We start from the raw sequence: 23,212 nt of genomic DNA on the forward strand, positions 1-23,212 counted from the left end.
GGGCGCCGGCAGGGTGGAGCCGGGGCCGCCTGCCGGGTTTTTCACCTGGGGCGGCGGCGGCGCGTTCAGCTTGTGATTGGCGCGCGAGACCAGGCGCGCGGCGCGCGCGGCATCATCGCTCGCGTGAGTGGATGGGGAACCATTCCGATCGGAAGGACGATCCGGGAAACGCATGAGCCGCCAAACCTGTGCCGCTGGAACCGTGACGGACTGCCGATGGCGGTCCGCTATTCAACTGGCTTCAGGCATAGAAGATCAGCGTTAATGAAGCGTTTGGCGCCGGCGCTTTCCCCAGCGGGTGATGCGCCGGCGCCACGCCGATGCGGTGGCCGATCAGGCCGGCAGGCCGAGCGTGGCGCGGATTTCCGGCGCCATCAGGCCGTGGGTCTCCGGGTGCTTGATCATGTAGCGGCCGAACACCGAGCAGCGCGGGATCACCGACAGGTGCCGTTCGCGGGCGCTGGCGAGGCCGGCCTCCACCAGCCGGGTGGCGATGCCGCGCCCGCCGAGCTCCGGCGGCACCTCGGTGTGGGTGAAGATGATGTGGTCCGGCGCCAGAATATATTGGGCGATGGCGAGATGCCCGTCGATCTCGATCTCGAACCGATCCTTGGCGCGGTTGTCGCGGACCGGGATTTCGCCGTTCATGCTCATCTCATGCTCCTTGGAGGTTGTGCCCCGTTTTCGGGATTTGTCCGCGTTGGGTTAAGCGCGACATGGGATATTGTCGACCAAAACCGCTCCGCCGTCGCCCCCTCGGCGAAATGAAATCTTTGTACAAGCGACGGGGCGCCGGCGCGGGGCGGGCGGACGGTCGTTTGACCAGGCCCGGTTTTGACCAAGGCCGGGCGGCTGGGCTATGCCGGGTCCGTCGTCAACCTCCGCGGACGGCCGGGGTTCCCGCGGTGCCAGTCTGGAGGATCGCCATGTCCGACATCACGTTGCAAGCCCTGCTCGTGCCGCCCGAGCCGCAGTTGCTCGCCGCCATGGCGCGCCGACGCTCGGTGCCGCCGGCGGCGCTGGTCGCGCCGGCGCCCTCGGACGAGCAGTTGCGCGACATGCTCGCCCTTGCGCTGCGGGTGCCCGATCACGGCCTGCGCGAGCCCTGGCGCTTCGTGATCATCGCCGGGGAGGCGCGGGCGGAGCTCGGTCGCGGCCTCGCCCCGCTCTATCGCGCCGCGAACCCGCAGATGGATGCGGCGAAGCGCGAGAAGTTCGCCGGCATCATGGAGCGGCTGTTCCTGTCCGCCCCGATGGCGGTGGCGGTGATCAGCCGTCCCGACCGCAATTGCGCCATACCGGTCTTCGAGCAGGAGCTCTCGGCTGGCGCGGTGTGCATGAACCTGCTGCATGCGGCGCAGGCCTCGGGATTCGGCGCCATGTGGGTGACCGGCTGGGCGGCGACCAACCCCGATGCCGCCGCGCTGATCGGCACGCGGGACGGCGAGAAGATCGCCGGCATCGTCCATCTCGGCACCGCCGCCAGCGTGCCGCCCGAACGTCCCCGGCCCGACGTGGCGGCGCTGACCAGCGCCTGGGCGCCCGCTTCAGGCGCCTGAGGGCCGGTCGCCCGCGGTACGGGCGCCGCTTCCGATACGAGACACGGTAGCCGGGGCCTCCGGAAAGCAAAGGCCGCTGAAAGCAAAAGCCCGGCGCGCCGTTCGGGCGCACCGGGCTTTCGAAAGATCGCGGCGCAGCGGACGAGGCCCGCTGCGCCGGAAGATCACGCCGCCGCGGAGGCGGAGGTCGAGACTTCCGCGACGGTCTTCAGCACCTGGGAGGCGATGGCGTAGGGGTCGCCCTGGGAGTTCGGGCGGCGATCCTCAAGATAGCCCTTGTAGTCGTTCTTGATGAACGAGTGGGGCACGCGGATCGAAGCGCCACGATCCGCCACGCCGTAGGAGAACTTGTTCCACGGAGCGGTTTCGTGCTTGCCGGTCAGGCGCAGATGGTTGTCCGGGCCGTAGACGGCGATGTGGTCTTCGAGGTTCTTCTCGAAGGCCGCCATCAGCGCCTCGAAATAGGCTTTGCCGCCCACTTCGCGCAGATACTTGGTCGAGAAGTTGCAGTGCATGCCCGAGCCGTTCCAGTCGGTGTCGCCGAGCGGCTTGCAGTGGAACTCGATGTCCACGCCGTACTTCTCGGTCAGGCGCTGGAGCAGGTAGCGGGCGATCCACACTTCGTCGGCGGCCTTCTTGGAGCCCTTGCCGAAGATCTGGAATTCCCACTGGCCCTTCGCGACTTCCGCGTTGATGCCTTCGTGGTTGATGCCGGCCTCGAGGCAGAGCTCGAGATGCTCTTCCACGATCTGGCGGGCGACGTCGCCGACGTTCTTGTAGCCGACGCCGGTGTAGTACGGGCCCTGCGGCGCGGGATAGCCGTGCTCGGGGAAGCCGAGCGGGCGACCGTCCTTGTAGAAGAAGTATTCCTGCTCGAAGCCGAACCAGGCGCCTTCGTCGTCAAGAATGGTGGCGCGGGCATTGGTCGAGTGCGGGGTGACGCCGTCCGGCATCATCACTTCGCACATCACCAGGACGCCGTTCTTGCGGGCCGGGTCGGGATAGACCGCGACCGGCTTCAGCACGCAGTCGGAGCTGCGGCCCTCGGCCTGCTGGGTCGAAGAGCCGTCGAAACCCCACAGCGGGAGCTCTTCAAGCGACGGGAAGTGATCGAATTCCTTGATCTGCGTCTTGCCGCGCAGGTTGGGGACCGGCGTGTAGCCGTCCAGCCAGATGTATTCGAGCTTGTACTTCGTCATATCGGGTCTCTCATGAGCTGGCATCGCCAACCAAGTTGCTGCCAGTGACCGTTGAGGGTCCGGCCGCCAACGGCCAACAAATTCGAAGCATTATTCGTGCCAGTTCGTCCGTGTCGTCTCCCGGCGGTACCCGGCGCCCGTAGGGCGGCCGCCGGACCGGGAGGAGCCGGGGCGACGGCCGACGCTTGATCGGCATGCTGCGGTGCGGCCGAGGTCCTGTGCTGCCGGGGATCCGCCGGCGTTGCGCGACCGTCGTCGCGCTTCCCGTGCGTCCGGTGAACCGTCTGCCCCGTCGCGCGTTGAGGTTGTGCGTGGGTCTCTGGCGCCGTCGCGATGCCGATGGGCGGGGCATTCCGTGGTGTGGTCAAATATTATGCAATGGCTGATATTTTTTTACTCATAATGCTCGATATCGACGCATTGCATGCTATATGTGGTTGACCGTCGGTGTCGGCAGACGCGGCGTAAACAGGAGAAGAAACGATGAATGTCAGTTCGATTGGCGGCAGCGCCAAGATCTATGAGTTTCCCCGGGGTGGGCGGGCCGGCCTGGCCGGTCGTCGCGAAACCGAGCGCTTCGACGCGAATGTCGCCGCCTTGCGCGCCGTTCCGGTGGCGTTTGATACGAGTTGGTATCACGAAGAGGCGATCAAGCAGGATCAGCCGACCAACAAGCGGTCGTGACGCGCGTGTTGTCATTGCCCGATGATGGTTCGTGCTCGGTATGGTCGACACCCCGGAGAGGGCCGGCGCACAGCGTTCCGGCCCTCTTTCGTTTTGTGCCCTCGAACCGGGCTATTTGATTAAATTATAGGCAATACTGCGGCGCGCCTGACGATCGCTGCACCAGATCGATCCGCCATTCCGGGCCGCGGGCCCGATGAAGGCGAAACTGCCATGCCGATCCCGCGTCGTCGGCCGAAGCCCGGCGACCGCCCCGGCCGCACTCTCATACTATTCTACTATTTCCAGACTGCGGACTTCGCCGTTCCGTGCTCCCGCCTTTCCATGCGTCGCCTCGGGACCCAGACGGATGAACACAGACACCACGCCGCCGCAACCGCCGGGCGACAGCCCGGTGATCCGCACCATCGCCATGCCGGCCGATACCAACCCGGCCGGCGACATCTTCGGCGGCTGGCTGATGGCGCATATGGACCTCGCGGCCGGCAATGTCGCCACCCGCCGGGTCAAGGGGCGGGCCGCCACCGTCGCGGTGGAAGCCATGACCTTCCTCAGCCCGGTGCTGGTGGGCGACGAGGTGAGCTTCTACGGCACCGTCACCACCACCGGCCGCACCTCGCTGAAGATCCGCATCGAGGCCTGGCGGCGGAAGCGCGAGGGCGAGGAGATGATCAAGGTGACTGAGGCGACCTTCACCTTCGTGGCGATCGACGCCGATCGCCGGCCACGCCCGATCGACCCCGCCTGATCCGCCGACCGCGCGGAAAGACAGGGCTTCGCAGCGGCGCCGTCCGGGTTTATGGTTGCTTAACCAAGATCGGAGCCGCCGGCCTGCGGGAATTGACCGGCGGCGGTTCAGAAGGGCGGTGTACCATGCCTCGGCTCGTCAGCTTCCTCATCCGCCATGCTCTCATCGGTTTCGGGATCGCCGTGCCCTTCGTCGCGGCGCTGGTCTTCTTCGACGTAGCCGGCTTCGGCTGGCTGGCGCTCGGCTCGTCCTCCGGCCTGCTCGCGCTCGGCGTGCTGACCGTCGCCGTAGGCCTCACCTTCGCCAGCCTGCAGATGGGCTTCGCGGTGATGCTGCTCGGCGAGGAGACGACCGGCCGGGGCGGCCGGCTGCAGCCGCGCCTCGTGCCGGTCCGCGTTCCCGTGCGCAGCCGGCGGCGCGGCGGCTTCTGAGTCCACGCCGCTTCCGAGTTCGTCCCAGAGTTTCGCCCGACATCGACGGGCGGCGGATGGCTGCCGCCCGTCGATGCGTTGACGTGCCGGTGCTTGCGTAGCGGAAACTTTGTCCGCATCATTCGGCCGGTTTCTTCGCGACGGCCGGGGCATCTTCATGAAGTTGCTGGTGATCGGCGGCTCCAATTCGGTGATGGCGCCGGGATATGTCGGCCAGGCCTGTACATGGATTAAGGCCAAGACCCGCGCTGCTCCCAAGCTGACCAATCTCAGCGTCGGCGCGAACAACTGCCTGATCGGGCTGGAGAACCTCAAGGAACTCGACGGCTTCGAGGCGGTCGACAAGGTGGTCGTCGAGTTCGCGATCAACGATTTCTCGCTGGCGACCCCGGACGGATTCGAGACCTGGCAATGCGCCTATGAGGGACTGCTGCGTCATATTCTCCTGAGCTGCCCAAGGGCCCAGGTCTTCCATCTCGTGCTCGGGCGCCGGGCCGAGCGCAAGCGGGAGCAGACGGCGCGCATCCGCGACGGCATCCGCGACATCGTCGATTACTACAAGCGCTGTCGCGACGTGCGGCTGCTGGATTTCGACAACAATCTGCGCAGCAGGCTGGACAACGACCAGGCGCGCATCGAGGCGCATCACAGTGACGATGCCCACTACAATTTCGAGAATGGCATTCCGCTGCTGAGCCGCTACCTCGCCCATCATCTGATGAAGGAGCCGCTGCCGGTCTCGGCCCCATGGCCGGCATCGCGCCATGCGGATGCGTTCGACCGGGCCCGGCTCCGGCGGCTCTCCGACATGCCGGCGGGCCTCGATCTGCGGACATTCGCGAATGCGCGCTTCTCAAGGAAGGCGAGCGTGCTGAAGCCGGGCGAGAGGCTGGTCGTCGACCTGCCGGGGCCGATGATCTGCCTGTCGTTCCAGTCGACGGCGGATTCCCGGCCGCTGCTGGTGGAGGAGGACGGGGAAGCGCCGGTTCTGCTGTTCACCGCCAATGCCGAGCTGAAGCAGACGCCGGACAAGTTCCGCATCAAGAACTTCACCTTCGAATGGAAGAAATGGGCGGGCATGGCGCGCAAGGGAGCGCGGAGCGTCGCGCTCACCGCCATCGAGCGGGAGGACGTGCCGCGCTTCGAGCGGTTCCTGGTCAACCGCTACAACATGGTGCCGGGCTGGGGCGAGGGGCAGGGGCCCTATGTCAGCAACCTGATGTACCTGCCGCCCGAGGAGGCGGACGTCGTTGCGGCCGGCGAGCGGGTGGCGGTCGCCTGAACCGCTCAGACCGGGTCGTCGGTCTCGCGGGTGCGTCGGGCGAGCATGAGGCCGGCGAAGCCGAGGATCATCGATACCGACACGATGCCGCCGACCGACAGCGAATCGTGGCCGATGAGGCCGACGAACAGCGTCACCAGGGCACCGACCGCCATCTGGATGAAGCCGTAGAGACTGGAGGCGGTGCCGACCGCGTGCGGGTTGGCGTTCATCGCCAGCGTCGCCGCACCCGGATTGGCGAAGCCGCCGGCAAAGGTCATCAGGAACAGCGGCGCGACCACCGTCACCACCGTGTCCGGCGCGACGACGCGGCCGGCGAGAAAGGCGAGCGCCGCCAGCGTCGCGCCCGCCGTGCCGTACAAAGCGAGCGCGTCGAGGCTCATCCGGCGGGCCGCTTGCCGGGCGGTGAGGGCACCGAGGATCGAGCCGGCGACCACCGCCAGGTAGATGAAGCCGATGCCGAGGCTGGCATGCGGCAGTTCCTCGGCGACGAGGAAGGGCAGCGCGGCATAGAAGGCGTAGGCGGTCACCGTGCAGGCGGCGCCGCACAGCGAATAGCCCATGAAGGCCGGCATGCGCAGCAATTGCCCATAGGCGCGCGCCATGCCGGAGAGGCTGAGCGAGCCGCCGCGATCCGTATTGGTTTCCGGGAAATGCCGGTAGAGCAACAGCAGGATCACGCTGGCGGCGACCAGCAGCACCGCGAACAGCATGCGCCAGCCGAGCAGCAGCGAAAGATAACTGCCCACCAGCGGCGCGACGGCGGAGGACAGCGTGATCGCCGAGGCGAGCACGGCGAGTGCCGCCGCCGCTCCCTGCGGCGAGGAGGTCTCGCGGATGGTGGCGCGGCCGATCACCAGCCCGGCGCAACTGCCCACCGATTGCAGCACCCGCGCCACCAGCAGGGTCGACAGGCTCGGCGCCAGCAGCGCGCCGACGGTGCCGACCAGATAGACGCCGATGCCGCCGAGGATGATCGGCCGGCGGCCGAAGCGGTCCGACAGCGGGCCGTGCACGATCTGGCCGAGGGCGAGGCCAACCAGATAGAGCGTCACGGTGAGCTGGATCTGCGACGGCGTCGCCGACAGCGCGGCCGCCGCCGCCGGCAGCGCCGGTACGAAGACATGCATGCTGAAGGTGCCGACGGCGGTGGTCATCGCCATCAGCAGGAGATTGACCCGCGGACGCGGGGCGACCGGGGCGGCCTGCGGCCCGGCGTGGAGGGGAGCGGCGGGCCTCTCCGGCTCGCGGGGCGGCTCGACGGTGGCGAGGGCGGGGGCGTTCATCGGCCGGATCCGGCGATGCGGCCCGGATCGAGGACGCATGCGACCGCGAGGCGTGTCCGCGAGAAAGGCGATGCCGTGGAGGGGTTCAGCATGAAAGGCTCTTGGCCGGCGGAAGGCTCTTGTGCGGGCCCCGGACGGTAAGCGGCCCCTGATCCGGCATCGCGGAATTCGGCGCTCGTCGCAACCCCCGAGATCGCCGACCCTGCCATGCAGCGTTCACGAAGCTCGGAGGCGAGCGCCGAAACCGGCGCTGGCGCATGTTCTCATGAGAAAGCGGAAAGGACCTCGCGATGAGAACATGCGCCAGCTCATAGAATCCAGCGCGCCTTCTGATCGATCAGGTGATGCCGCCTGATCGGAAAGGGCGCTAGCGGTAGCGCGACAGCGCGAGGTCGGCGGTCTCGATCGCCGGCTTCACCCGGTTGATCAGGTCCGCCAGCACCTTGCCGGAGCCGCAGGACATGGTCCAGCCGAGCGTGCCGTGCCCGCCATTGATGTAGAGGTTGCCGTAGCGGGTCGGGCCGATCACCGGGGTGCCGTCCGGCGTCATCGGCCTGAGGCCGGTCCAGAATGTCGCCCGCTTCTGGTCGCCGGCGCCGCCGAACAGGTCCTCCACCGAATGCTCCAGCGTGGCGCGGCGGGCCGGGGGCAGGTCGAGGTTGAAGCCGGCGATCTCCGCCATGCCGCCGACGCGGATGCGGTCGCCGAGGCGGGTGATCGCGACCTTGTAGGTTTCGTCCATCACGGTGGAGACCGGGGCACGCGCCTCGTTCACGATCGGCACGGTGATGGAGTAACCCTTGACCGGATAGACCGGCAGATCGAGCCCGAGCGGCTTCACCAGCGCCGGGGCGTAGCTGCCGAGCGCCAGCACATAGGTGTCGGCCTCGACGTCGCCGAGGCTGGTCTCCACCGCGACGATGCGCTCGCCCTGATATTTGAGCCGGCGGATGTCGACGCCGAAGCGGAAGGTCACGCCGGCCTGCTCGCAGAGCTTGTGCAGCGCATTGGTAAACTTGAAGCAGTCGCCGGTCTCGTCGCCGGGCAGTTGCAGGCCGCCGACGATCTTGTGCTTCACCGGCGCGAGGCCGGGCTCGGCGGCGACGCAGCCGGCCGGATCGAGCACGTTGAAGGGCACGCCGTCGGCCTTCAGGACTTCGATGTCCTTGCCGATGCCGTCGAGCTGCTTCTGGTCGCGGAAGACCTGCAGCGTGCCCTGCATGCGCTCGTCATAGTGGATGCCGGTCTCGCCGCGGAGTTCCTCGAGGCAGTCGCGGCTGTATTCGGCGATGCGGACCATGCGGCCCTTGTTCACCGCGTAGCGCTCGGAGGTGCAGTTGTGCAGCATCGCCAGCACCCAGCGCCAGGTGGCGGCATCCGTCATCGGCCGGATGATCAGCGGCGCGTGCTTCATGAACAGCCACTTGATCGCCTTTTGCGGAATGCCGGGCGCGGCCCAGGGCGAGGAATAGCCGGGCGACACCTCGCCGGCATTGCCGAAGCTGGTCTCCAGCGCCGGGCCGGTCTGGCGGTCGAGGACCGTGACCTGATGGCCGGACTTGGCAAGGTACCACGCCGTGGTGACGCCGATCACGCCGGCGCCGAGGATGACGATCTTCATGGAAGGCCCCTGTTGTTCTTGCGGCCGTTTGCCGGCCGTCAGCGGTAGATGCAGTGGTAGCGGGCGCCGAGACGGGTCAGGACCTCATAGGCGATGGTGCCGGCCGCCTCGGCGACGTCTTCCAGCGTCTGGTGCGGCCCGACGACCTCGACCAGGCTGCCGAGATGCAAGGAGCCGGCCGGCAGCGCGCCGATGTCGAGAATGATGCTGTCCATCGACACCCGCCCGACGATGGGCAGCCGGACGTCGCCGAAAAAGGCGGCGCCGCGATCCGACAAATGGCGCGGCAGGCCGTCGGCATAGCCGGCGCCGATGGTGGCGAGGCGCATTTCGGTCGGGGCGACGAAGCGCCCGCCATAACCGATGCGCGAGCCGGCCGGCACGGTACGGGTCTGGATCACCGGAACGTCGAGGCGCACCACCGGGGCCATCGGATTGGGCAGGCCGCCGAACGGCGCGCCGCCATAGAGCGCGATGCCGGGACGGGCGAGCGCGCCGGCATAGGCAGTGCCGAGGAAGCTGCCACCGGAATTGGCGAAGCAGGGCGTCGCGGCCGGGAACAGCGCGGCGAGGCGCTCGAAGGCGGCGAGCTGCTCGGCGTTCTGCGCGTTGTCCGGCTCATCGGCGCAGGCGAGATGGCTCATCACATGCAGGATCTCGATGCCGGCGAACCGGGCCGGATCGGCGGCGAGCGCCTCGGCCTCCTGCGGCTCCAGGCCGAGCCGGCACATGCCGCTGTCGAACTGCAGCAAGGCGGGCAGGGTGGCGCCGCGCGCACGGGCGAGCGCCGCCCAATTGTCGATCTGGTCGAGGGAGTTGAGCACCGGCACGATGCCGGCTTCGGCGCAGGCGGCCTCGGCGCCGGGCTGCAGGCCGTTGAGCACATAGAGGCGGGCATCGCCGGCCAGCAGCGGGCGCAGCCGCAGCGCCTCGCCGAGATGGGCGACGAAGAAGTCGCGGCAACCGGCGGCATAGAGCGCCGGGGCGACGCGGGAGGCGCCGAGCCCATAGGCATCGGCCTTGACCACGCCGGCGGCGCGGGCCGGGGCGAGCCGGGCCTGGAGCAGGCGGTAATTCGCCGCCAGCGCCGTGAGATCGATGGTGAGAACCCCGGAAGCGGCATCGACAATCGGCCGCTCGGCAATATCCGCGAACATGCGACACCTCTCTACAGGAATGAGGAAGCGTAGCGCGCCGATCGCGCAATTGCCGGTCATTTCGTGCTTGGAATTTCCGACATTTGGTATTTCATGCACGAATCGATCAAGAAACGGACGATTCCGCCATGTCTGCCCTCGACCCTGTCGACCGTGAGATTCTCCGCCTGCTGCGCCTCAATGCCCGCATGAGCACCGCCAAGATCGCCGAGGAGGTTGGGCTGTCGCCGTCGAGCTGCCTACGGCGCATCAAGCTGATGGAGCATAGCGGGGTGATCCGCGGCTACACCGCGATCGTCGACCACTCGGCGCGCGACCCCGGCATGGCGGTGATCGTCAACATCACGCTGGAGCGGCAGACCGAGGATTATCTCACCCGCTTCGAGACGGCGGTGCGCCGCCATCCCGAGATCCGCGAATGCTACCTGATGACCGGCGGCTCGGATTACCTGCTGCGGGTGGAGGTGGAGAATGCCGGCGAGTTCGAGCGGGTGCATACCGAGATCCTCTCGACCCTGCCCGGCGTGCTGCGTATCCATTCGAGCTTCTCGATCCGCAACGTGATGGCGGCGAAGCGGCGCTGAGCGCGGCACGCCCGGAGGTGGTTTGCCGCGCGGCGGCGAGGGCCTATACCGGCGGCTCCCAGGAAATCTTCCAGGAATACGGATCGCCTCATGCTCACCATCGGATTCGTCGGAACCGGCACGCTCACCGAAGCGGTGGTCACCGGCCTCTTGCAGACTCATGCGGGCCGCTGCCGCATCCTCCTGTCGCCGCGCTCGGAGGCGGTCTCGCGCCGGCTGGCGCAGGCGCATGAGGCGGTGGAGCGCTGCGCGGGCAATGCCGAGGTGGTCGAGCGCAGCGATATCGTCGTGCTCGCGGTGCTGCCCAAGCAGCTGGCCGAGGTGACGGCGGAGCTGGCGTTCCGCCCCGGGCAGCTGGTCGTCAGCTTCATCGCCGGGACACCGATTGAGAGCGTGAAGGCGCTGGTGGCGCCGGCCGAGACGGTGGTGCGGGTGATCCCGCTGCCGCCGATCCGCCTGCGCAGGGGGCCGGTGGTGATTCATCCGGCCAATGGGCGCGTCGAGGAACTGTTCGGTGGGCTGGGCGACCTGATCGTCGTCGACAAGGAGAGCGAGCTGACCTCGATCGGCCATGCCAGCGCGGTGATGTCGTCGCATTACGAATTGCAGAACCGCGTCATCGGCTGGTTGGAGACGCGCGGCCTCCCCGAGGCGACGGCGGCGCTCTATGTGCGCTCGCTGTTCGCGGGCCTCGGCGAATTCGGCCTCGATGCCGCGCGCCGGGGCGAGCCGGTCGATCCGGTGCATCACGAGACCGCCGGCGGGCTCAACGAATGCGGCCGCGCCTATCTCACGCAGCAGGGCTGGTTCGACGAGGTCGGCAACGCGCTCGACGCGATTGAGAAGCACGTCCTGTCGAAGCCGAAGGGCTGAGCGGCCGGGAGATCCCGGCCGCCCGGCGGGCCGGGATCAGATCCCGGCCATGTTGATGTACTTCACCACGACATAGTCCTCGATGCCGTAATGCGAGCCCTCACGGCCGAGGCCGGACTGCTTCACGCCGCCGAACGGCGCGACCTCGTTGGAGATCAGGCCGGTGTTCACGCCGACGATGCCGTATTCCAGCCGCTCGGCCACCCGCCACACCCGGCCGAGGTCGCGGGCGTAGAAATAGCTGGCGAGGCCGAACTCGGTATTGTTGGCGAGCGCGACGACCTCGTCCTCGGTCTCGAAGCGGAACAGCGGCGCCAGCGGGCCGAAGGTCTCCTCGCGCGAGACCGCCATTTCCGGCTTCACGTCGACGAGGATGGTCGGCTCGAAGAACGAATGGCCGAGCGCGTGGCGCTTGCCGCCAAGCGCCACCTTCGCGCCCTTCGACACCGCGTCGGCGATGTGCTCCTCGACCTTCTCCACCGCCTTCTCGTCGATCAGCGGCCCGATGCGCACGCCCTCGCCCATGCCGTCGCCGACCTTCAGCGCCGTGACCGCCTTCACCAGCTTCTCGGCGAAGGCGTCGTAGACCTTGGCGTGGACGTAGAGCCGGTTGGCGCAGACGCAGGTCTGGCCGGCGTTGCGGTACTTGGAGAGGATGGCGCCTTCCACCGCCGCGTCGAGATCGGCGTCCTCGAAGACGATGAACGGAGCGTTGCCGCCGAGCTCCATCGACACCTTCTTGATGGTGGCGGCGGTCTGCTCCATCAGCACCCGGCCGACCTCGGTGGAGCCGGTGAAGGTGAGCTTGCGCACCGTCGGGTTGGAAGTCATCTCGCCGCCGATGGCGCGGGCCGAGCCGGTGATCACCGACAAGACGCCGGCCGGCACGCCGGCGCGCTCGGCCAGCACGGCGAGGGCCAGCGCGGTGAGCGGGGTCTGCGAGGCCGGCTTCACCACCATGGTGCAGCCGGCGGCGAGCGCCGGGCCGGCCTTGCGGGTGATCATCGCCGCCGGGAAGTTCCACGGGGTGATGGCGGCGCAGACGCCGATCGGCTCCTTGGTGACGACGATGCGCTGGCCCTTGGCCGGCGCCGGAATGATGTCGCCATAGATGCGCTTGCCTTCCTCGGCGAACCACTCGACGAACGAGCCGGCATAGGCGATCTCGCCCTTGGCCTCGGCGAGCGGCTTGCCCTGCTCGGCGGTCATGATGGCGCCGAGGTCGTCCTGGTTGGCCATGATCAGCTCGAACCAGCGGCGCAGCACGGCGGCGCGCTCCTTGGCGGTGCGGGAGCGCCATTCCGGCCAGGCGGCGTCGGCCGCGGCGATGGCGGCACGGGTCTCCGCGGCGCCGAAATTCGGCACGGTGCCGACGAGCTCGCCAGTGGCCGGGTTGCGGACCTCGATGGTGCTCTCGGCGCCGATCCAGCTACCGCCCACCAGGCAGTCGTCGCGCAGCAGGCTGGGATCCTTCAGTGTCAGCACGGGAATTCTCCGAATGGCGGCCGCCGGTCGGGCCGGCGCGCCGGACGCACAAGGTCGAAGTAAGGCAGACCTTGTAACGCCGTCCGGCCGCCGGAGGAAAGCCGTCCCGCGCATCGGTGATGGTGGAGGCAGGCGATTTCCGCCTTAGGTTCGCAGGACCTTCCGCATCTCGATGGTTTCGACCGGAGACCCGCATTCCGTACCGGCATAGCGCCGTGTCTCGACCCAGCCGCGCCGCTCGTAGAAGGCACGTGCCCGCGTGTTGAAGTGCCGAACCTCCAGGCGCGCCATGGGGTGGGCGCGTGCGATCCGGCGCTCGGCGGCATCGAGCAGTCGCGTTCCCACGCCGCCGTTCCAGCATGCCGGATCCACATGCAGGGCGTCCACGACATCGTCGGTGGTCTGAACCATGCCGACGAGCGAGCTATCGCCGCTCCGTATCGCGACGGTAAAATCCCGCCACGCCGCCTCGGCATGCGAGCGGGCGGGGTCGAAGGAGGCGAACGCCTGTACGGCTTCGAATGGCAGTTCGGGGGCCCAGGCAACAAGCCAGGAACGTCGCAGCAGGCGAATGAGCGCCGGCACGTCCCCCTCGTCGGCGGGACGAAGTTCGATGGTCGACGATGCTGCCACCGCTGTCTCCCCAACCGGTTGTCTCGCACGCCTTATCGGACGGGCGAGGCCCCGGCCGCAACCGGATGGCGTCGGCTTGCTCCGGGGCCGGGAAGGGCGTTCAGGCGTTCACACCCCCTCGATCCTGCCTCTCGATCAGCCCGGCTGGATGCCGGCGATCCCGCCTCTCGATCAGCCCGGCTGGATGCCGGGCTGGCCCTTGGGGAAGCGGGCGATGACCGCCGGATCGATGTTCAGGTGCTGGGCGACCAGCTCCGGCGGCGCGTGCGCCAACCAGTTCGACAGGTCGATCTCCTGATATTCCGGGGCGCGGAACACCGCCAGCACCTGGATATCCTCGGTGCCGGTGTTCTCGATGTAGTGGCCCTGGCTCCTCGGCACCACGCCGAGGTCGCCGGCCTGGAAGTCGATGGTCTGGGCGCGCGGGCCGGCATTGAACACCGTCATGCGTCCCTTGCCCTTGATCCAGTACTGCCACTCGTCGGCATTGGGGTGCCAGTGCATGCGCCGCAGCGCGCCGGGCTTGATGGTCTCGATCGCCGCGGCGATGGTCTTCGACACCTTGAAGGTGGTGCTGTCGGCGAGGTGGATGCTGCCGCCGGCGCCATCGATCACCGGCGTGGTGCCGGTCAGCGAGAAGGTGAAGGGCTCCGGCGGGGTGCCGCCGGAGGCGACCGCCGCCTGGTCGACGGAAAGCGCCGGCGGCTCCTCGCCCTGGAAGATCCAGAGGTCGTGCAGCGGGATCTTGCCGAACGTCTCCGGCGGCACGCCGAAATTCTGGCCGAGCACCTTGGGCGGGGTGTGGATGAACCAGTCGCTCAGCAGCAGCGTGTTGTATTCCGACTGGTAGGCATCGTCGAAGACGATGACGAATTCGCAGCCCTCCGGTCCCAGCCCCTGCAGCGAGTGCGGGTAGCCGGCCGGGAAGAACCAGATGTCGCCGGCGCCGACATCGCGCACATAGGCGCGGCCTTGCGGGTCGAGCACGGTGATGCGGCAGCTTCCATTGGTCATCAGCGCCCATTCGCCGGCGAGGTGCCAGTGCATCTCGCGGATGCCGCCCGGACCCAGCCGCATGTTGACGCCGGACACTTCCTTTGCCGCCGGGAATTCGGTGGCGGTGGCCTGACGCGCCCACCCGCCGCCCTGCACGCGCTTCGGCATGATGTTGAAGGACGACCACATCATCGGCATGTTGCCGACATCGGTGGGCGGCGGGCTCTGGAAGCTGGGCAGCTGTGCTTCCAGCGCCGGGTTGCGCGGGCCGGGATTGGACAGGGCGCCGGGCGTCGAATTGATCGCGCCCTGCGGCGGCTCGTCGGGATTGCCGAAGCTGGCGGCGTGAGCGCTGCCGGCAGCGAGCGCGGCGCCGCCAACGGCGCCGGCTGCCAGCAGGCTGCGGCGGGACAGGTGTTCCATCGTCTTCTCCTCGCGGATGGATGTCCGGGATCGAAGACAGCATGATCGCGCCGGTGGCCGGCGTCTTTTCCCGACGAATGGCGCCGGCCAGCCTGCCGGTACGGGCGGATCGGCAACGGCGTTGCCGATCCTAGCGGGCCGCGTCAGAACACTTCCGGTATCCGATGGCGGTCATAGGGCGGCTCGACATAGCCCTTCGGCTTCTGGCGCTTGGGCAGCTTGACCGGTTCCCGTTCCAGGGCCTCGTAGGGCACCTGCGACAGGAAATGGGCGATGATGTTGAGCCGGGTACGCTTCTTGTCGTCGGACTGGATCACATGCCACGGCGAAGAGTCGGTGTCGGACGCGGCGAACATCTCGTCGCGGGCCCGCGAATAATCGTACCAGCGGCTATAGGATTCGAGATCCATCGGCGAGAGCTTCCAGATCTTGCGCGGGTCGCGGATGCGCTGCTCGATGCGGCGGGTCTGCTCCTCCTGGCTGACTTCAAGCCAGTATTTGATGAGGATGATGCGGGAATCGGTGATCATCTTCTCGACGCCGCCGATGGTCTCCAGGAAACGGCGCGCCTGCTTGTCGGTGCAGAAGCCCATCACCCGCTCGACGCCGGCGCGGTTGTACCAGCTGCGGTCGAAGATCACGACCTCGCCCGCCGCCGGAAGGTGCGGCAGGTAGCGCTGGGCGTACATTTGCGACTTCTCGCGGTCGCTGGGCGGAGGCAGCGCGACCACGCGGAACACGCGCGGGCTGACGCGCTCGGTGATCGCCTTGATGGTGCCGCCCTTGCCGGCGCCGTCGCGCCCCTCGAACAGGACGCAGACCTTGGCGCCGGTCGCCTTGACCCATTCCTGCATCTTCACCAATTCGGCATGCAGCTTGGCGAGTTCGCGCTCATATTCGGAGCGGGACATCTTGTCGGATATGGCTGGCTTCTCGATGACGGTGTCCATGACACGTTACTCCCTGGAGTTTCTTGGGCAGCCTGCGGCGTAATCTTTCGGCGGACACTCTGCCAAGGTAGCAGAAAACCGGTTTTCGCGGTATCCGCCGATCACCCGCGCGACGGAGAGGGCGACGGCGAAGCTGTCGGAGCCGATGTCGGCGACGGCGTCGGAACAGCAGCCGCTTTCGCCTCCGAACTTCTGAGGCTGAACTGGGCGGCGGCCTCCTCGATGTCGTCGAACATCATGTTCTCGCCGATCCGGTCGATCACACCGGCCCGTTCCAGCAGCGTCATCGGCGTATTGTGCAGTTCCGTGATGCCGAAGGCGACGCCGCGCGCGGCGAGGGTGGCGCGCACCTCGTCGAGCATCCCGGCCGCCGTGCTGTCGAGCTGCACCACGGCGCTGGCGTCGAGCAGCAGCCAGCGCGTATCGGCCGGCAGGGCGTCGATCACCTCCTGCAGACGCGCGCGGACATAGTCGACGTTGAAGAACAGCAGGCTGCCCTGGATCAGGAAGATGGTGAGACCGGGAACCGGCCGTGCGTCCTTGAAGCGGTGCAGCTTGTAGAAGCCGGGACGGCCGGGACGGCGTCCCAGCAGCGCGTCGTGCGGGCGCATCTCCTTGATCAGCACATAGATCAGGGTGGCCGCCACCGCGACGATGACGCCGTTGAGCACGCCGAGGCTGATCGCCCCCCACATGCCGATCAGCGCGAAGGCGAACTCCATGCGGCTGATCCGCCAGAGTTCCCGGAGGCTGCCAAAATCCAGCAGGCCGATCGAGGCGGCGACGAGGATGGCGCCGAGTGCCGGCGAGGGCAGCAGCCGCAGGGCGTCGTTGAGGTACAGCATCACGCTGGCCAGCGCCGCCGCGGCGACGAGGCCGGCCATCTGGCTGCGCCCGCCGACCGAGAGATTGATGGCGGTACGCGAATCCGAGACCGTCACCGGAAAGCCGCTGAACAGGCCGGCGGCGAAATTGGCGCCGCCGAAGCCGATGAGCTCGCGATTGGCATCGACGGGGAACCCCTCGCGGGCGCCGAAGCTGCGGGCGGCGACGAGGCCGGAGCTGAAGCTCACCAGCCACAAGGCGCCAGCTCCCAGCAGCAGGTTCTGCAGCGGCAGGCCGGAGGGCGAGGGCAGCGAAAGCGAGGGCAGGGCCTGCGGCAGCGCGCCGACCACCTTGATGCCGTGCCCTTCGAAATCGAACAGGGCGGAGGCGGCGATGCCGAGCACCACCACCACCAGCGGTCCGGGCACCGGCGATTTCAGCCGTTGCAGCAGCAGGGTCAGCGCCAGCAGGCCGAGGCCGAGCGCCAGCGTCGGCCAGTGGATGTCGTGCCACTGGTGCGCCAGGTCGACCAGCGGCGCGACGAGGCCGTCCGAGGAGACCTTCAGCCCGGTGAGGCGGCTGATCTGCCCGACCATGATGGAAATGGCGATGCCGCCGATGAAGCCGATGAGGATCGGCCGCGACAGGAAGGCGGCGACCGCGCCCAGCCGCAGCGCGCTGGCGACGACGCACATGACGCCGACGATAAGCGCCAGCAGGGCGGCGACGCCGACACGATCCATCGTCGGGCTTTGTGCGACCAGCCCGGCGAGGACGGCGGCGAGCACCGTCATGGTTGCGGCGTCCGGCCCGACGATCAGCCGATGGGACGGGCCGAGCAGCGCGTAGCCGAGCAGCGGAAAGATCGAGGCGTAGACGCCGACTTCCGGCGGCAGGCCGGCAATGGCCGGATAGGCGATGGCGCTCGGAATCGCCACGGCGGCAATGGCGAGGCCGGCCATGGCGTCGCGGCCCAGCCACTGCACCTTGTAGCCCGCAAAGCCCTGTAGAAGAGGAAACCTCGCCGGCATTTCACCCTCACGCATACGCACCGCTTTGCCGGCCCGACAAGGCAGGCAGAAGCATCATCGGCAACTGGGGAGCGTGGAACGATTACCGTCCGGCCGCAAGTCCGTATGTGACGTTAGGGTGACGTCGCACACAGCCTAGCCCTGGCGCGGGTCGCGTGCAGGCTGGTTATGGGCCGCAGATCGATCGCGGCGCGGCTTTCAGGCCGTCGGCCTCAGCTCGCCGGGGCGAGCGCGACCGGGGCGAGGCCGGGCAGGTCCGGGCCGACCGGGACGATGCCGTTCGGGTTCAGCGACTTGATCGAGTAGTAGCCGCGCTTGATGTGGTCGATGTTCACCGTGTCGCGGATGCCGGGCACGTCCAATACCCGCATCATGTAGGCCTGCAGAGACGGGTAATCGACGATGCGCTTCAGGTTGCACTTGAACAGGCCGTGATAGGCGGCGTCGAAGCGCACCAGAGTCACGAACAGGCGGATGTCGGCCTCGGTGAAGCGGGTGCCGAGCAGGAACGGCCCGCCGCCGGCGAGGCGCTGCTCCAGTTCCGCCAGCATGCCGAACACATCGGCGAAGGCTTCCTCATAGGCGATCTGCGTGGTGGCGAAGCCGGCCCGGTAGACGCCGTTGTTGAGGCGCGGATAGATCCGCTCGTTCAGCGCGTCGACGGCCTCGCGCAGATCGGCGGGGTAGAGATCGATGTCCGTGTCCGCCAGCGCGCCGAAGCCGGAATTGAACATGCGCACGATGTCGGCGGATTCGTTGTTGACGATGGTGCCGCGCTCCTTGTCCCACAGCACCGGCACGGTGGCGCGGCCGGTGTAGTGCGGGTCGGCGCGGGTATAGAGCTCGTGCAGATAGGTGGTGCCGTTCACCGCGTCCGGCGTCGCGCCGGGCAGGCTCGACGACGTGCCGAAGCGCCAGCCCTCGTCGGTAAGCGCTGGCTCGACCACCGAGAGCGAGACGACGTCCTCCAGCTTCTTCAGCTTGCGGGCGATCAGCGTGCGCGAGGCCCAGGGGCAGATCAGCGCGACATAGAGGTGATAGCGGCCGGGCGCGGCGGCAGAGCCGCCCTCGCCGGTGGGGCCGGGCGCGCCGTCCGGCGTCACCCAGTTGCGGAAGCCGGACACCTGGCGCACGAAGCCGCCCTTGGCATCCTTGGCCTGGACCGGATGCCAGTCGGCCGTCCATTTTCCGTCGACCAGCATGGCAGCGCTCCTCGGTGTCGGTTCCGGTTGTGTAAGGCAGGAAGCCGCCGGCGGATACCGGCGGCCTCGGGTGGCGGGCGATGTGGTCGCGTCAGCGGGCGGCCGAGGTCGTCGGCTTCAGCGCCAGCGCGCCGTCGCCGCCGAGCGCCACGGCGAGCAGGCCGACGATCCACAGCGCCAGGAATTCCCAGCCGCCATTCGGATTGGTGAAGAAGAAGCCGGCCGGGCCGTGCACGGTGACGATGGCGCCGAGCAGGATCGGGATGACGGCGAGGGCGGCGATGCGCGGCCACAGGCCGAGGATCAGCGCCACGGCGCCGACGATCTCCCAGGCGATGGTGACATAGGCGAGCCAGCCGGGTAGGCCGAGCGAGCCGAAGAAGCCGGCGGTGCCGGCCGGGGTGAACACGAACAGCTTCAGCCCGGCATGGGCCAGGAACAGGATGCCGAGCGCAAGGCGCAGCACGAAGACGGCATAGGGGGCCGTGCGCGTATCGATCATGACAGGATCCTTATCGAGGGAAACGGAATTCGCGGCGATCCTGCTCCTATCGGGCGCGCGTGATTATCCGGCTCGATCGAGAATGTTTCCTTCCGAAATGGAAGGAGTGGCGCGCTACCAGCCGTGGTCCCAGGCCGGCTCGCCGCGAAAGCGGGCGACGAGGAAATCGACCAGCACCCGCACCTTCAGGGCGAGATGCCGTCCCGGCGGATAGAGCGCGAACAGCCCGTGCGGCGGCGGCTCGCTCGCGGCCAGCAGCCGTTGCACTAGGCCGGCGCGCAGATGCGGGCCGGCGATGAAGCTCGGCACATTGGCGATGCCGAGGCCGGCGGTGGCGGCGGCCAGGCAGGCCTCGCCGCTTGAGAAGCGCAGCCGCCCGGCGATCGGCACGTCGAGGATACCGCCGTCAGGGCCGGAGAACCGCCAATTGTGCGGATCGCGGAAATTGGTGTCGACGATGCAGTCGTGGCCGGCGAGGTCCTGCGGACGGAGGGGCGCGCCACGGGCGGCGAGATAGGCCGGGGCGGCCACCAGCACCACGCGGGCGTCGCACAGCTTGCGGGCGACGAGGCTGCTGTCGACCGGCGTGCCGATGCGCACGGCGGCGTCGTAGCCTTCCTCGACGAGGTCGACCACCCGGTCGGTGAAGCCGACATCGAGCCGGATCTCCGGATAGGCGCTGGCGAAATCGAGCAGCGCCGGGGTGAGCTGGATCGAGCCGAACGACATCGGCGCGGTGATGCGCAGCGTGCCCGTCGGCGTGCCCGATGCGTTGCGCACCGCCGCGTCGAGCGCGTCGAACTCCTCCAGCAGCGCCTTGATGCGGTGGTAATAGGCTGCGCCCACCTCGGTCGGCGCCAGCGCCCGGGTGGTGCGCTTGATCAGCTGGATGCCGAGTTCGGCCTCCAGCCGCGACACCAGCTTGGAGGCCTGGCCGCTCGACGTGCCGAGCCGCCGGGCGGCGGCGGCGAAGCTGCCGAGGTCGAGCACCGCCACCAGCATGCGGTCGCAATCCAGCCGTTCCATCGCACCCTTCCATCGTGGCGGTAACGTGGGCCATTCCAGCATGATCGCTGCCGGATTGGAAATTCCGGGCCACGATCCGGGGCTCTCGCCCCCCACTATTGCTGCGGTACCCGTCGGGATAGGTTGGGCGCCACCGGCGACTGGAGCGAGAAAGTCCGTGACGTTTCCTGAAATCGGCCTCGGCGATGTCGAGGCGGCGGCGGCGCGCATCGCCGGCGCGGTGGCGGTAACGCCCTTCGTGCATTCCGAGACGCTGTCGCAGAAGCTCGGCGCCGAGGTGTGGCTGAAGTTCGAGAATTTGCAGTTCACCGCCTCCTTCAAGGAGCGCGGCGCGCTCAACAAGCTCCTGTCGCTGTCGGAGGCCGAGAAGGCGCGCGGGGTGATCGCCGCCTCGGCCGGCAATCATGCGCAGGGCGTCGCCTATCACGCCCGCCGCACCGGGGTGAGCGCCACCATCGTGATGCCGACCACCACGCCCAATCTCAAGGTGGAGCGGGTGCGCGAGCATGGCGCCGCCGTGGTGCTGCACGGCGCCGGCTTCGCCGAGGCCGCCGCCGAGATGGCGCGCCTCGCCCGCGAGGAGGGGCGCACCATCGTCCACCCCTTCGACGATCCCGCCATCATCGCCGGCCAGGGCACGGCGACGCTGGAGATGCTGCGCGCGCAGCCGGCGCTCGACACCCTCGCCGTGCCGATCGGCGGCGGCGGGCTGATAGCCGGCGCCACGGTGGTCGCGCGGGCGCTGCGGCCGGACATGCGGATCGTCGGCGTACAGTCGGAGATCTTTCCCGGCATGGCGCGGGCGGTCGGGTGCTACACGGGCGAGCCGGCGCCGGGCTCCTCGGTGGCCGAGGGCATCGCCGTCGTCGATCCCGGCCAGATCACCCGCGCCATCGTGCGCGACGGCGTCGACGAGATCGCGGTGGTGAGCGAGGACGCCATCGAGGAGGCGATCGCGCTGCTGCTCGGCATCGAGAAGACGCTGTGCGAGGGCGCCGGCGCCGCCGGCATCGCCGCCATGCTGGCGCGACCGGAGCTGTTCGCCGGCCGCCGGGTCGGGGTGATCCTCTCCGGCGGCAACATCGACACGCGCGTGCTGGTGGCGGTGCTCCAGCGCCATCTCACCCGGGCCGGGCGCATGGTGCGCATCCGCGCCGAGCTGCCGGACCATCCTGGCGCGCTCGCCCGGCTCACCGCCGTGGTGGCGGCCGAGGGCGGCAACATCTACGAGCTGCGCCACGAAAGGCTGGCGGCGGCGAGCCGGGCCAAGGAGAGCTCGGTGTCGCTCGATGTCGAGCTGCGCGACCCCTCCGACCTGCCACGACTGCTGGACAAGCTGGCCGCCGAGCAGTTTCGCGTGCGGCGCGACGAGTTCTGACGCCACGGCGCGGGCGCAAGCTTGCCGCGCTCGCCGTGACATCCATCGCGAAGCTGCCGGTGCCCAAGTCGAGCGAGAATCGAGCGGGAATAATGAACGCGCGCGCGCTGAGACAAAGCGCGCCGATGTCGCATCGTCTTATGTGCAAGCCATTCGTTTGACTATTTCGCGTATTCACGAACACGCCTATTGTCGAAAAATGCGCAGGAGGGGCACGAAGCTGCGCAGGTGCGGGGGCCAAGGGGGCGTGGAGGCGTGATGGGCCGGCCGGAAGGCTTGTGGCGGCGAATGCTCATCGCCGGCATCGCGCTGGTGCTGTGCGGCAGCGTGACGCCTGCCGGTGCCACCGATGCCGGTGCCATCAAGCTGCAGATCGTCGGCGGCCTTGCCGGCGTCACCCAGTTCACCAAGCTCGAGAAGCCCTTCTGGGAGAGGGAAATCGTCGAGCGGTCCGGCGGGCGCATCACCGCCACCATCAAGTCGTTCGACGCCGGCGGGTTGCGCGGCCAGGAGATGCTGCAGCTGATGCGCCTGGGCGTGGTGCCGTTCGGCACCGTGCTGCTCAGCATCGCCTCGTCCGACGATCCCGAGCTGAACGCCGTCGACCTGCCGGTGCTCAATCCCGACATGAATGCGCTGCGCCGGACGCTGGGCCTGTTTCGCGAGCATCTGGGTATGGTGCTGCGCACGCGCTACGGTATCGAGTTGCTGGCGGTCTACGCCTATCCGGCACAGGTGCTCTATTGCGACAAGCCGTTCACCGGGCTCGACGATCTTTCCGGCCGCAAGGTGCGGACCTCGTCGATCGCCCAGTTCGAGCTGATGAACGCGCTCGGAGCCGTGCCGGTGGTGGTTCCCTTCGCCGAGATGACCAACGCCCTCGAGGACGGGGTGGTGGACTGCGCCATCACCGGCACGCTCAGCGGTTTCGAGATCGGGCTGCCGGAGGTCACCACCCATGTGCACGCCATGGCGCTCAGCTGGGGGCTCTCCTTCTTCGGCGCCAACCTCACCGCGTGGAAGGCGCTGCCGACGAATGCGCAGACCATCATCCGCACCGGCGTCGCCGATCTCGAGCGGCGCATCTGGCAGCAGGCGGAGGCGGACACGCAGCGCGGCCTCGCCTGCAATACCGGCAAAATCGTCTGCACCACGCCGCTGAAGCGACCGATGACATTGGTTCCGACCTCGGCCGCCGACGAGGACCGCCGCGCCCATCTCCTGCAGGAGGTGGTGCTGCCGCGCTGGATCGAACGCTGCGGCGACGGCTGCGTGAAGGCCTGGAACACCTACATCGCCCCAACCCTCGCCATCGAAGCCAAGGCAAAGTGAACGGT

At 68.3% G+C, this 23,212-nt stretch carries 22 protein-coding genes; 9 read left to right on the top strand and 13 right to left on the bottom strand.

What is annotated here, in order from left to right:
• Positions 1 to 333: 333 nt before the first annotated feature.
• The gene (locus KHC28_RS26970) at positions 334 to 654 is read right to left on the bottom strand and encodes a GNAT family N-acetyltransferase (RefSeq protein ID WP_214011447.1); all 321 of its coding nucleotides are present in this window, start codon (positions 652 to 654) and stop codon (positions 334 to 336) included.
• 272 nt (positions 655 to 926) lie between these two features.
• Here KHC28_RS26970 and KHC28_RS26975 point away from each other — a divergent pair, with 272 nt between their 5' ends.
• Entirely contained in the window at positions 927 to 1,559 is a 633-nt protein-coding gene (locus KHC28_RS26975; protein WP_214011448.1) for a nitroreductase family protein, read from the top strand.
• Positions 1,560 to 1,723: 164 nt separating this feature from the next.
• Here KHC28_RS26975 and KHC28_RS26980 read toward each other — a convergent pair whose 3' ends face one another.
• Positions 1,724 to 2,758: a glutamine synthetase beta-grasp domain-containing protein gene (locus tag KHC28_RS26980; protein WP_214011449.1), complete on the bottom strand. Its 1,035-nt coding sequence runs from the start codon at positions 2,756 to 2,758 to the stop codon at positions 1,724 to 1,726.
• Positions 2,759 to 3,241: 483 nt separating this feature from the next.
• On the opposite strand from KHC28_RS26980, the gene KHC28_RS26985 reads away from it, so the two are divergent.
• From KHC28_RS26985 to KHC28_RS27000, 4 genes are all read left to right on the top strand, one after another.
• Positions 3,242 to 3,442 carry a DUF2735 domain-containing protein gene (locus tag KHC28_RS26985; RefSeq protein ID WP_214011450.1) on the top strand — a complete coding sequence of 67 codons (201 nt, stop codon included), beginning with the start codon at positions 3,242 to 3,244 and terminating at the stop codon, positions 3,440 to 3,442.
• A 349-nt stretch (positions 3,443 to 3,791) separates the two neighbouring features.
• Positions 3,792 to 4,190 (top strand): acyl-CoA thioesterase, encoded by a 399-nt coding sequence (locus tag KHC28_RS26990; protein ID WP_214011451.1) that lies wholly within the window; start codon positions 3,792 to 3,794, stop codon positions 4,188 to 4,190.
• A 125-nt stretch (positions 4,191 to 4,315) separates the two neighbouring features.
• Positions 4,316 to 4,621, top strand: coding sequence for a hypothetical protein (locus KHC28_RS26995; protein ID WP_214011452.1), 306 nt, complete (start codon positions 4,316 to 4,318; stop codon positions 4,619 to 4,621).
• Between the two features lie 157 nt (positions 4,622 to 4,778).
• A complete protein-coding gene (locus tag KHC28_RS27000) occupies positions 4,779 to 5,903 on the top strand; it encodes a GDSL-type esterase/lipase family protein (RefSeq protein ID WP_214011453.1) in 1,125 nt (374 codons plus the stop codon).
• Positions 5,904 to 5,908: 5 nt separating this feature from the next.
• On the opposite strand, the gene KHC28_RS27005 is transcribed toward KHC28_RS27000, so the two are convergent.
• The 3 genes from KHC28_RS27005 to alr form a co-directional block, all read right to left on the bottom strand.
• Positions 5,909 to 7,189 (bottom strand): Bcr/CflA family efflux MFS transporter, encoded by a 1,281-nt coding sequence (locus KHC28_RS27005; protein ID WP_214011454.1) that lies wholly within the window; start codon positions 7,187 to 7,189, stop codon positions 5,909 to 5,911.
• 367 nt (positions 7,190 to 7,556) lie between these two features.
• Entirely contained in the window at positions 7,557 to 8,852 is a 1,296-nt protein-coding gene (locus tag KHC28_RS27010; RefSeq protein ID WP_281419192.1) for a D-amino acid dehydrogenase, read from the bottom strand.
• A complete protein-coding gene (gene alr / locus KHC28_RS27015; protein ID WP_214011456.1) occupies positions 8,849 to 9,967 on the bottom strand; it encodes an alanine racemase in 1,119 nt (372 codons plus the stop codon). The genes KHC28_RS27010 and alr overlap by 4 nt, the downstream gene beginning before the upstream one ends.
• 128 nt (positions 9,968 to 10,095) lie before the next feature.
• Here alr and KHC28_RS27020 point away from each other — a divergent pair, with 128 nt between their 5' ends.
• Both KHC28_RS27020 and KHC28_RS27025 read left to right on the top strand, forming a co-directional pair.
• On the top strand, positions 10,096 to 10,551 hold the full coding sequence (locus KHC28_RS27020) for an Lrp/AsnC family transcriptional regulator (RefSeq protein ID WP_214011457.1): 456 nt from the start codon (positions 10,096 to 10,098) through the stop codon (positions 10,549 to 10,551).
• Between the two features lie 90 nt (positions 10,552 to 10,641).
• Complete coding sequence (locus tag KHC28_RS27025) at positions 10,642 to 11,424, top strand: NAD(P)-binding domain-containing protein (RefSeq protein WP_214011458.1); 783 nt, start codon at positions 10,642 to 10,644, stop codon at positions 11,422 to 11,424.
• 36 nt (positions 11,425 to 11,460) lie between these two features.
• Here KHC28_RS27025 and gabD read toward each other — a convergent pair whose 3' ends face one another.
• From gabD to KHC28_RS27065, 8 genes are all read right to left on the bottom strand, one after another.
• A complete protein-coding gene (gabD, locus tag KHC28_RS27030) occupies positions 11,461 to 12,906 on the bottom strand; it encodes an NADP-dependent succinate-semialdehyde dehydrogenase (RefSeq protein WP_281419193.1) in 1,446 nt (481 codons plus the stop codon).
• 147 nt (positions 12,907 to 13,053) lie between these two features.
• Positions 13,054 to 13,542, bottom strand: coding sequence for a GNAT family N-acetyltransferase (locus KHC28_RS27035; RefSeq protein WP_214011460.1), 489 nt, complete (start codon positions 13,540 to 13,542; stop codon positions 13,054 to 13,056).
• A 171-nt stretch (positions 13,543 to 13,713) separates the two neighbouring features.
• Positions 13,714 to 14,961 carry a cupin domain-containing protein gene (locus KHC28_RS27040; protein WP_214011461.1) on the bottom strand — a complete coding sequence of 416 codons (1,248 nt, stop codon included), beginning with the start codon at positions 14,959 to 14,961 and terminating at the stop codon, positions 13,714 to 13,716.
• Between the two features lie 143 nt (positions 14,962 to 15,104).
• A complete protein-coding gene (gene ppk2, locus KHC28_RS27045) occupies positions 15,105 to 15,911 on the bottom strand; it encodes a polyphosphate kinase 2 (RefSeq protein ID WP_214011462.1) in 807 nt (268 codons plus the stop codon).
• A gap of 101 nt (positions 15,912 to 16,012) precedes the next feature.
• On the bottom strand, positions 16,013 to 17,767 hold the full coding sequence (locus tag KHC28_RS27050) for a SulP family inorganic anion transporter (protein ID WP_214011463.1): 1,755 nt from the start codon (positions 17,765 to 17,767) through the stop codon (positions 16,013 to 16,015).
• Positions 17,768 to 17,979: 212 nt separating this feature from the next.
• On the bottom strand, positions 17,980 to 18,969 hold the full coding sequence (locus KHC28_RS27055) for a glutathione S-transferase family protein (protein ID WP_214011464.1): 990 nt from the start codon (positions 18,967 to 18,969) through the stop codon (positions 17,980 to 17,982).
• 91 nt (positions 18,970 to 19,060) lie between these two features.
• Positions 19,061 to 19,471: a DoxX family protein gene (locus KHC28_RS27060; RefSeq protein ID WP_214011465.1), complete on the bottom strand. Its 411-nt coding sequence runs from the start codon at positions 19,469 to 19,471 to the stop codon at positions 19,061 to 19,063.
• Between the two features lie 114 nt (positions 19,472 to 19,585).
• Positions 19,586 to 20,497 carry a LysR family transcriptional regulator gene (locus KHC28_RS27065; protein ID WP_214011466.1) on the bottom strand — a complete coding sequence of 304 codons (912 nt, stop codon included), beginning with the start codon at positions 20,495 to 20,497 and terminating at the stop codon, positions 19,586 to 19,588.
• Positions 20,498 to 20,654: 157 nt separating this feature from the next.
• Here KHC28_RS27065 and KHC28_RS27070 point away from each other — a divergent pair, with 157 nt between their 5' ends.
• Complete coding sequence (locus KHC28_RS27070) at positions 20,655 to 21,875, top strand: threonine ammonia-lyase (protein WP_312893353.1); 1,221 nt, start codon at positions 20,655 to 20,657, stop codon at positions 21,873 to 21,875.
• Positions 21,876 to 22,133: 258 nt separating this feature from the next.
• Positions 22,134 to 23,207, top strand: a complete 1,074-nt coding sequence (locus KHC28_RS27075) for a TRAP transporter substrate-binding protein (protein WP_214011468.1) — start codon at positions 22,134 to 22,136, stop codon at positions 23,205 to 23,207.
• The last annotated feature ends 5 nt before the right edge of the window (positions 23,208 to 23,212 follow it).

Source organism: Ancylobacter sonchi (assembly GCF_018390695.1).
Classification (GTDB): domain Bacteria; phylum Pseudomonadota; class Alphaproteobacteria; order Rhizobiales; family Xanthobacteraceae; genus Ancylobacter; species Ancylobacter sonchi.

Bases quoted from the DNA above. Each gene is read 5' to 3' on its own strand.
- KHC28_RS26990 (WP_214011451.1), top strand. From the start codon at position 3,792: ATGAACACAGACACCACGCCGCCGCAACCGCCGGGCGACAGCCCGGTG.
- KHC28_RS26985 (WP_214011450.1), top strand. From the start codon at position 3,242: ATGAATGTCAGTTCGATTGGCGGCAGCGCCAAGATCTATGAGTTTCCC.
- KHC28_RS26975 (WP_214011448.1), top strand. From the start codon at position 927: ATGTCCGACATCACGTTGCAAGCCCTGCTCGTGCCGCCCGAGCCGCAG.
- KHC28_RS27055 (WP_214011464.1), bottom strand. From the start codon at position 18,969: ATGCTGGTCGACGGAAAATGGACGGCCGACTGGCATCCGGTCCAGGCC.
- KHC28_RS27050 (WP_214011463.1), bottom strand. From the start codon at position 17,767: ATGCCGGCGAGGTTTCCTCTTCTACAGGGCTTTGCGGGCTACAAGGTG.
- KHC28_RS27000 (WP_214011453.1), top strand. From the start codon at position 4,779: ATGAAGTTGCTGGTGATCGGCGGCTCCAATTCGGTGATGGCGCCGGGA.
- alr (WP_214011456.1), bottom strand. From the start codon at position 9,967: ATGTTCGCGGATATTGCCGAGCGGCCGATTGTCGATGCCGCTTCCGGG.
- KHC28_RS27005 (WP_214011454.1), bottom strand. From the start codon at position 7,189: ATGAACGCCCCCGCCCTCGCCACCGTCGAGCCGCCCCGCGAGCCGGAG.
- KHC28_RS26980 (WP_214011449.1), bottom strand. From the start codon at position 2,758: ATGACGAAGTACAAGCTCGAATACATCTGGCTGGACGGCTACACGCCG.
- ppk2 (WP_214011462.1), bottom strand. From the start codon at position 15,911: ATGGACACCGTCATCGAGAAGCCAGCCATATCCGACAAGATGTCCCGC.
- KHC28_RS26995 (WP_214011452.1), top strand. From the start codon at position 4,316: ATGCCTCGGCTCGTCAGCTTCCTCATCCGCCATGCTCTCATCGGTTTC.
- KHC28_RS27025 (WP_214011458.1), top strand. From the start codon at position 10,642: ATGCTCACCATCGGATTCGTCGGAACCGGCACGCTCACCGAAGCGGTG.
- KHC28_RS27020 (WP_214011457.1), top strand. From the start codon at position 10,096: ATGTCTGCCCTCGACCCTGTCGACCGTGAGATTCTCCGCCTGCTGCGC.
- KHC28_RS27065 (WP_214011466.1), bottom strand. From the start codon at position 20,497: ATGGAACGGCTGGATTGCGACCGCATGCTGGTGGCGGTGCTCGACCTC.
- KHC28_RS27040 (WP_214011461.1), bottom strand. From the start codon at position 14,961: ATGGAACACCTGTCCCGCCGCAGCCTGCTGGCAGCCGGCGCCGTTGGC.
- KHC28_RS27060 (WP_214011465.1), bottom strand. From the start codon at position 19,471: ATGATCGATACGCGCACGGCCCCCTATGCCGTCTTCGTGCTGCGCCTT.
- KHC28_RS27075 (WP_214011468.1), top strand. From the start codon at position 22,134: ATGGGCCGGCCGGAAGGCTTGTGGCGGCGAATGCTCATCGCCGGCATC.
- KHC28_RS26970 (WP_214011447.1), bottom strand. From the start codon at position 654: ATGAGCATGAACGGCGAAATCCCGGTCCGCGACAACCGCGCCAAGGAT.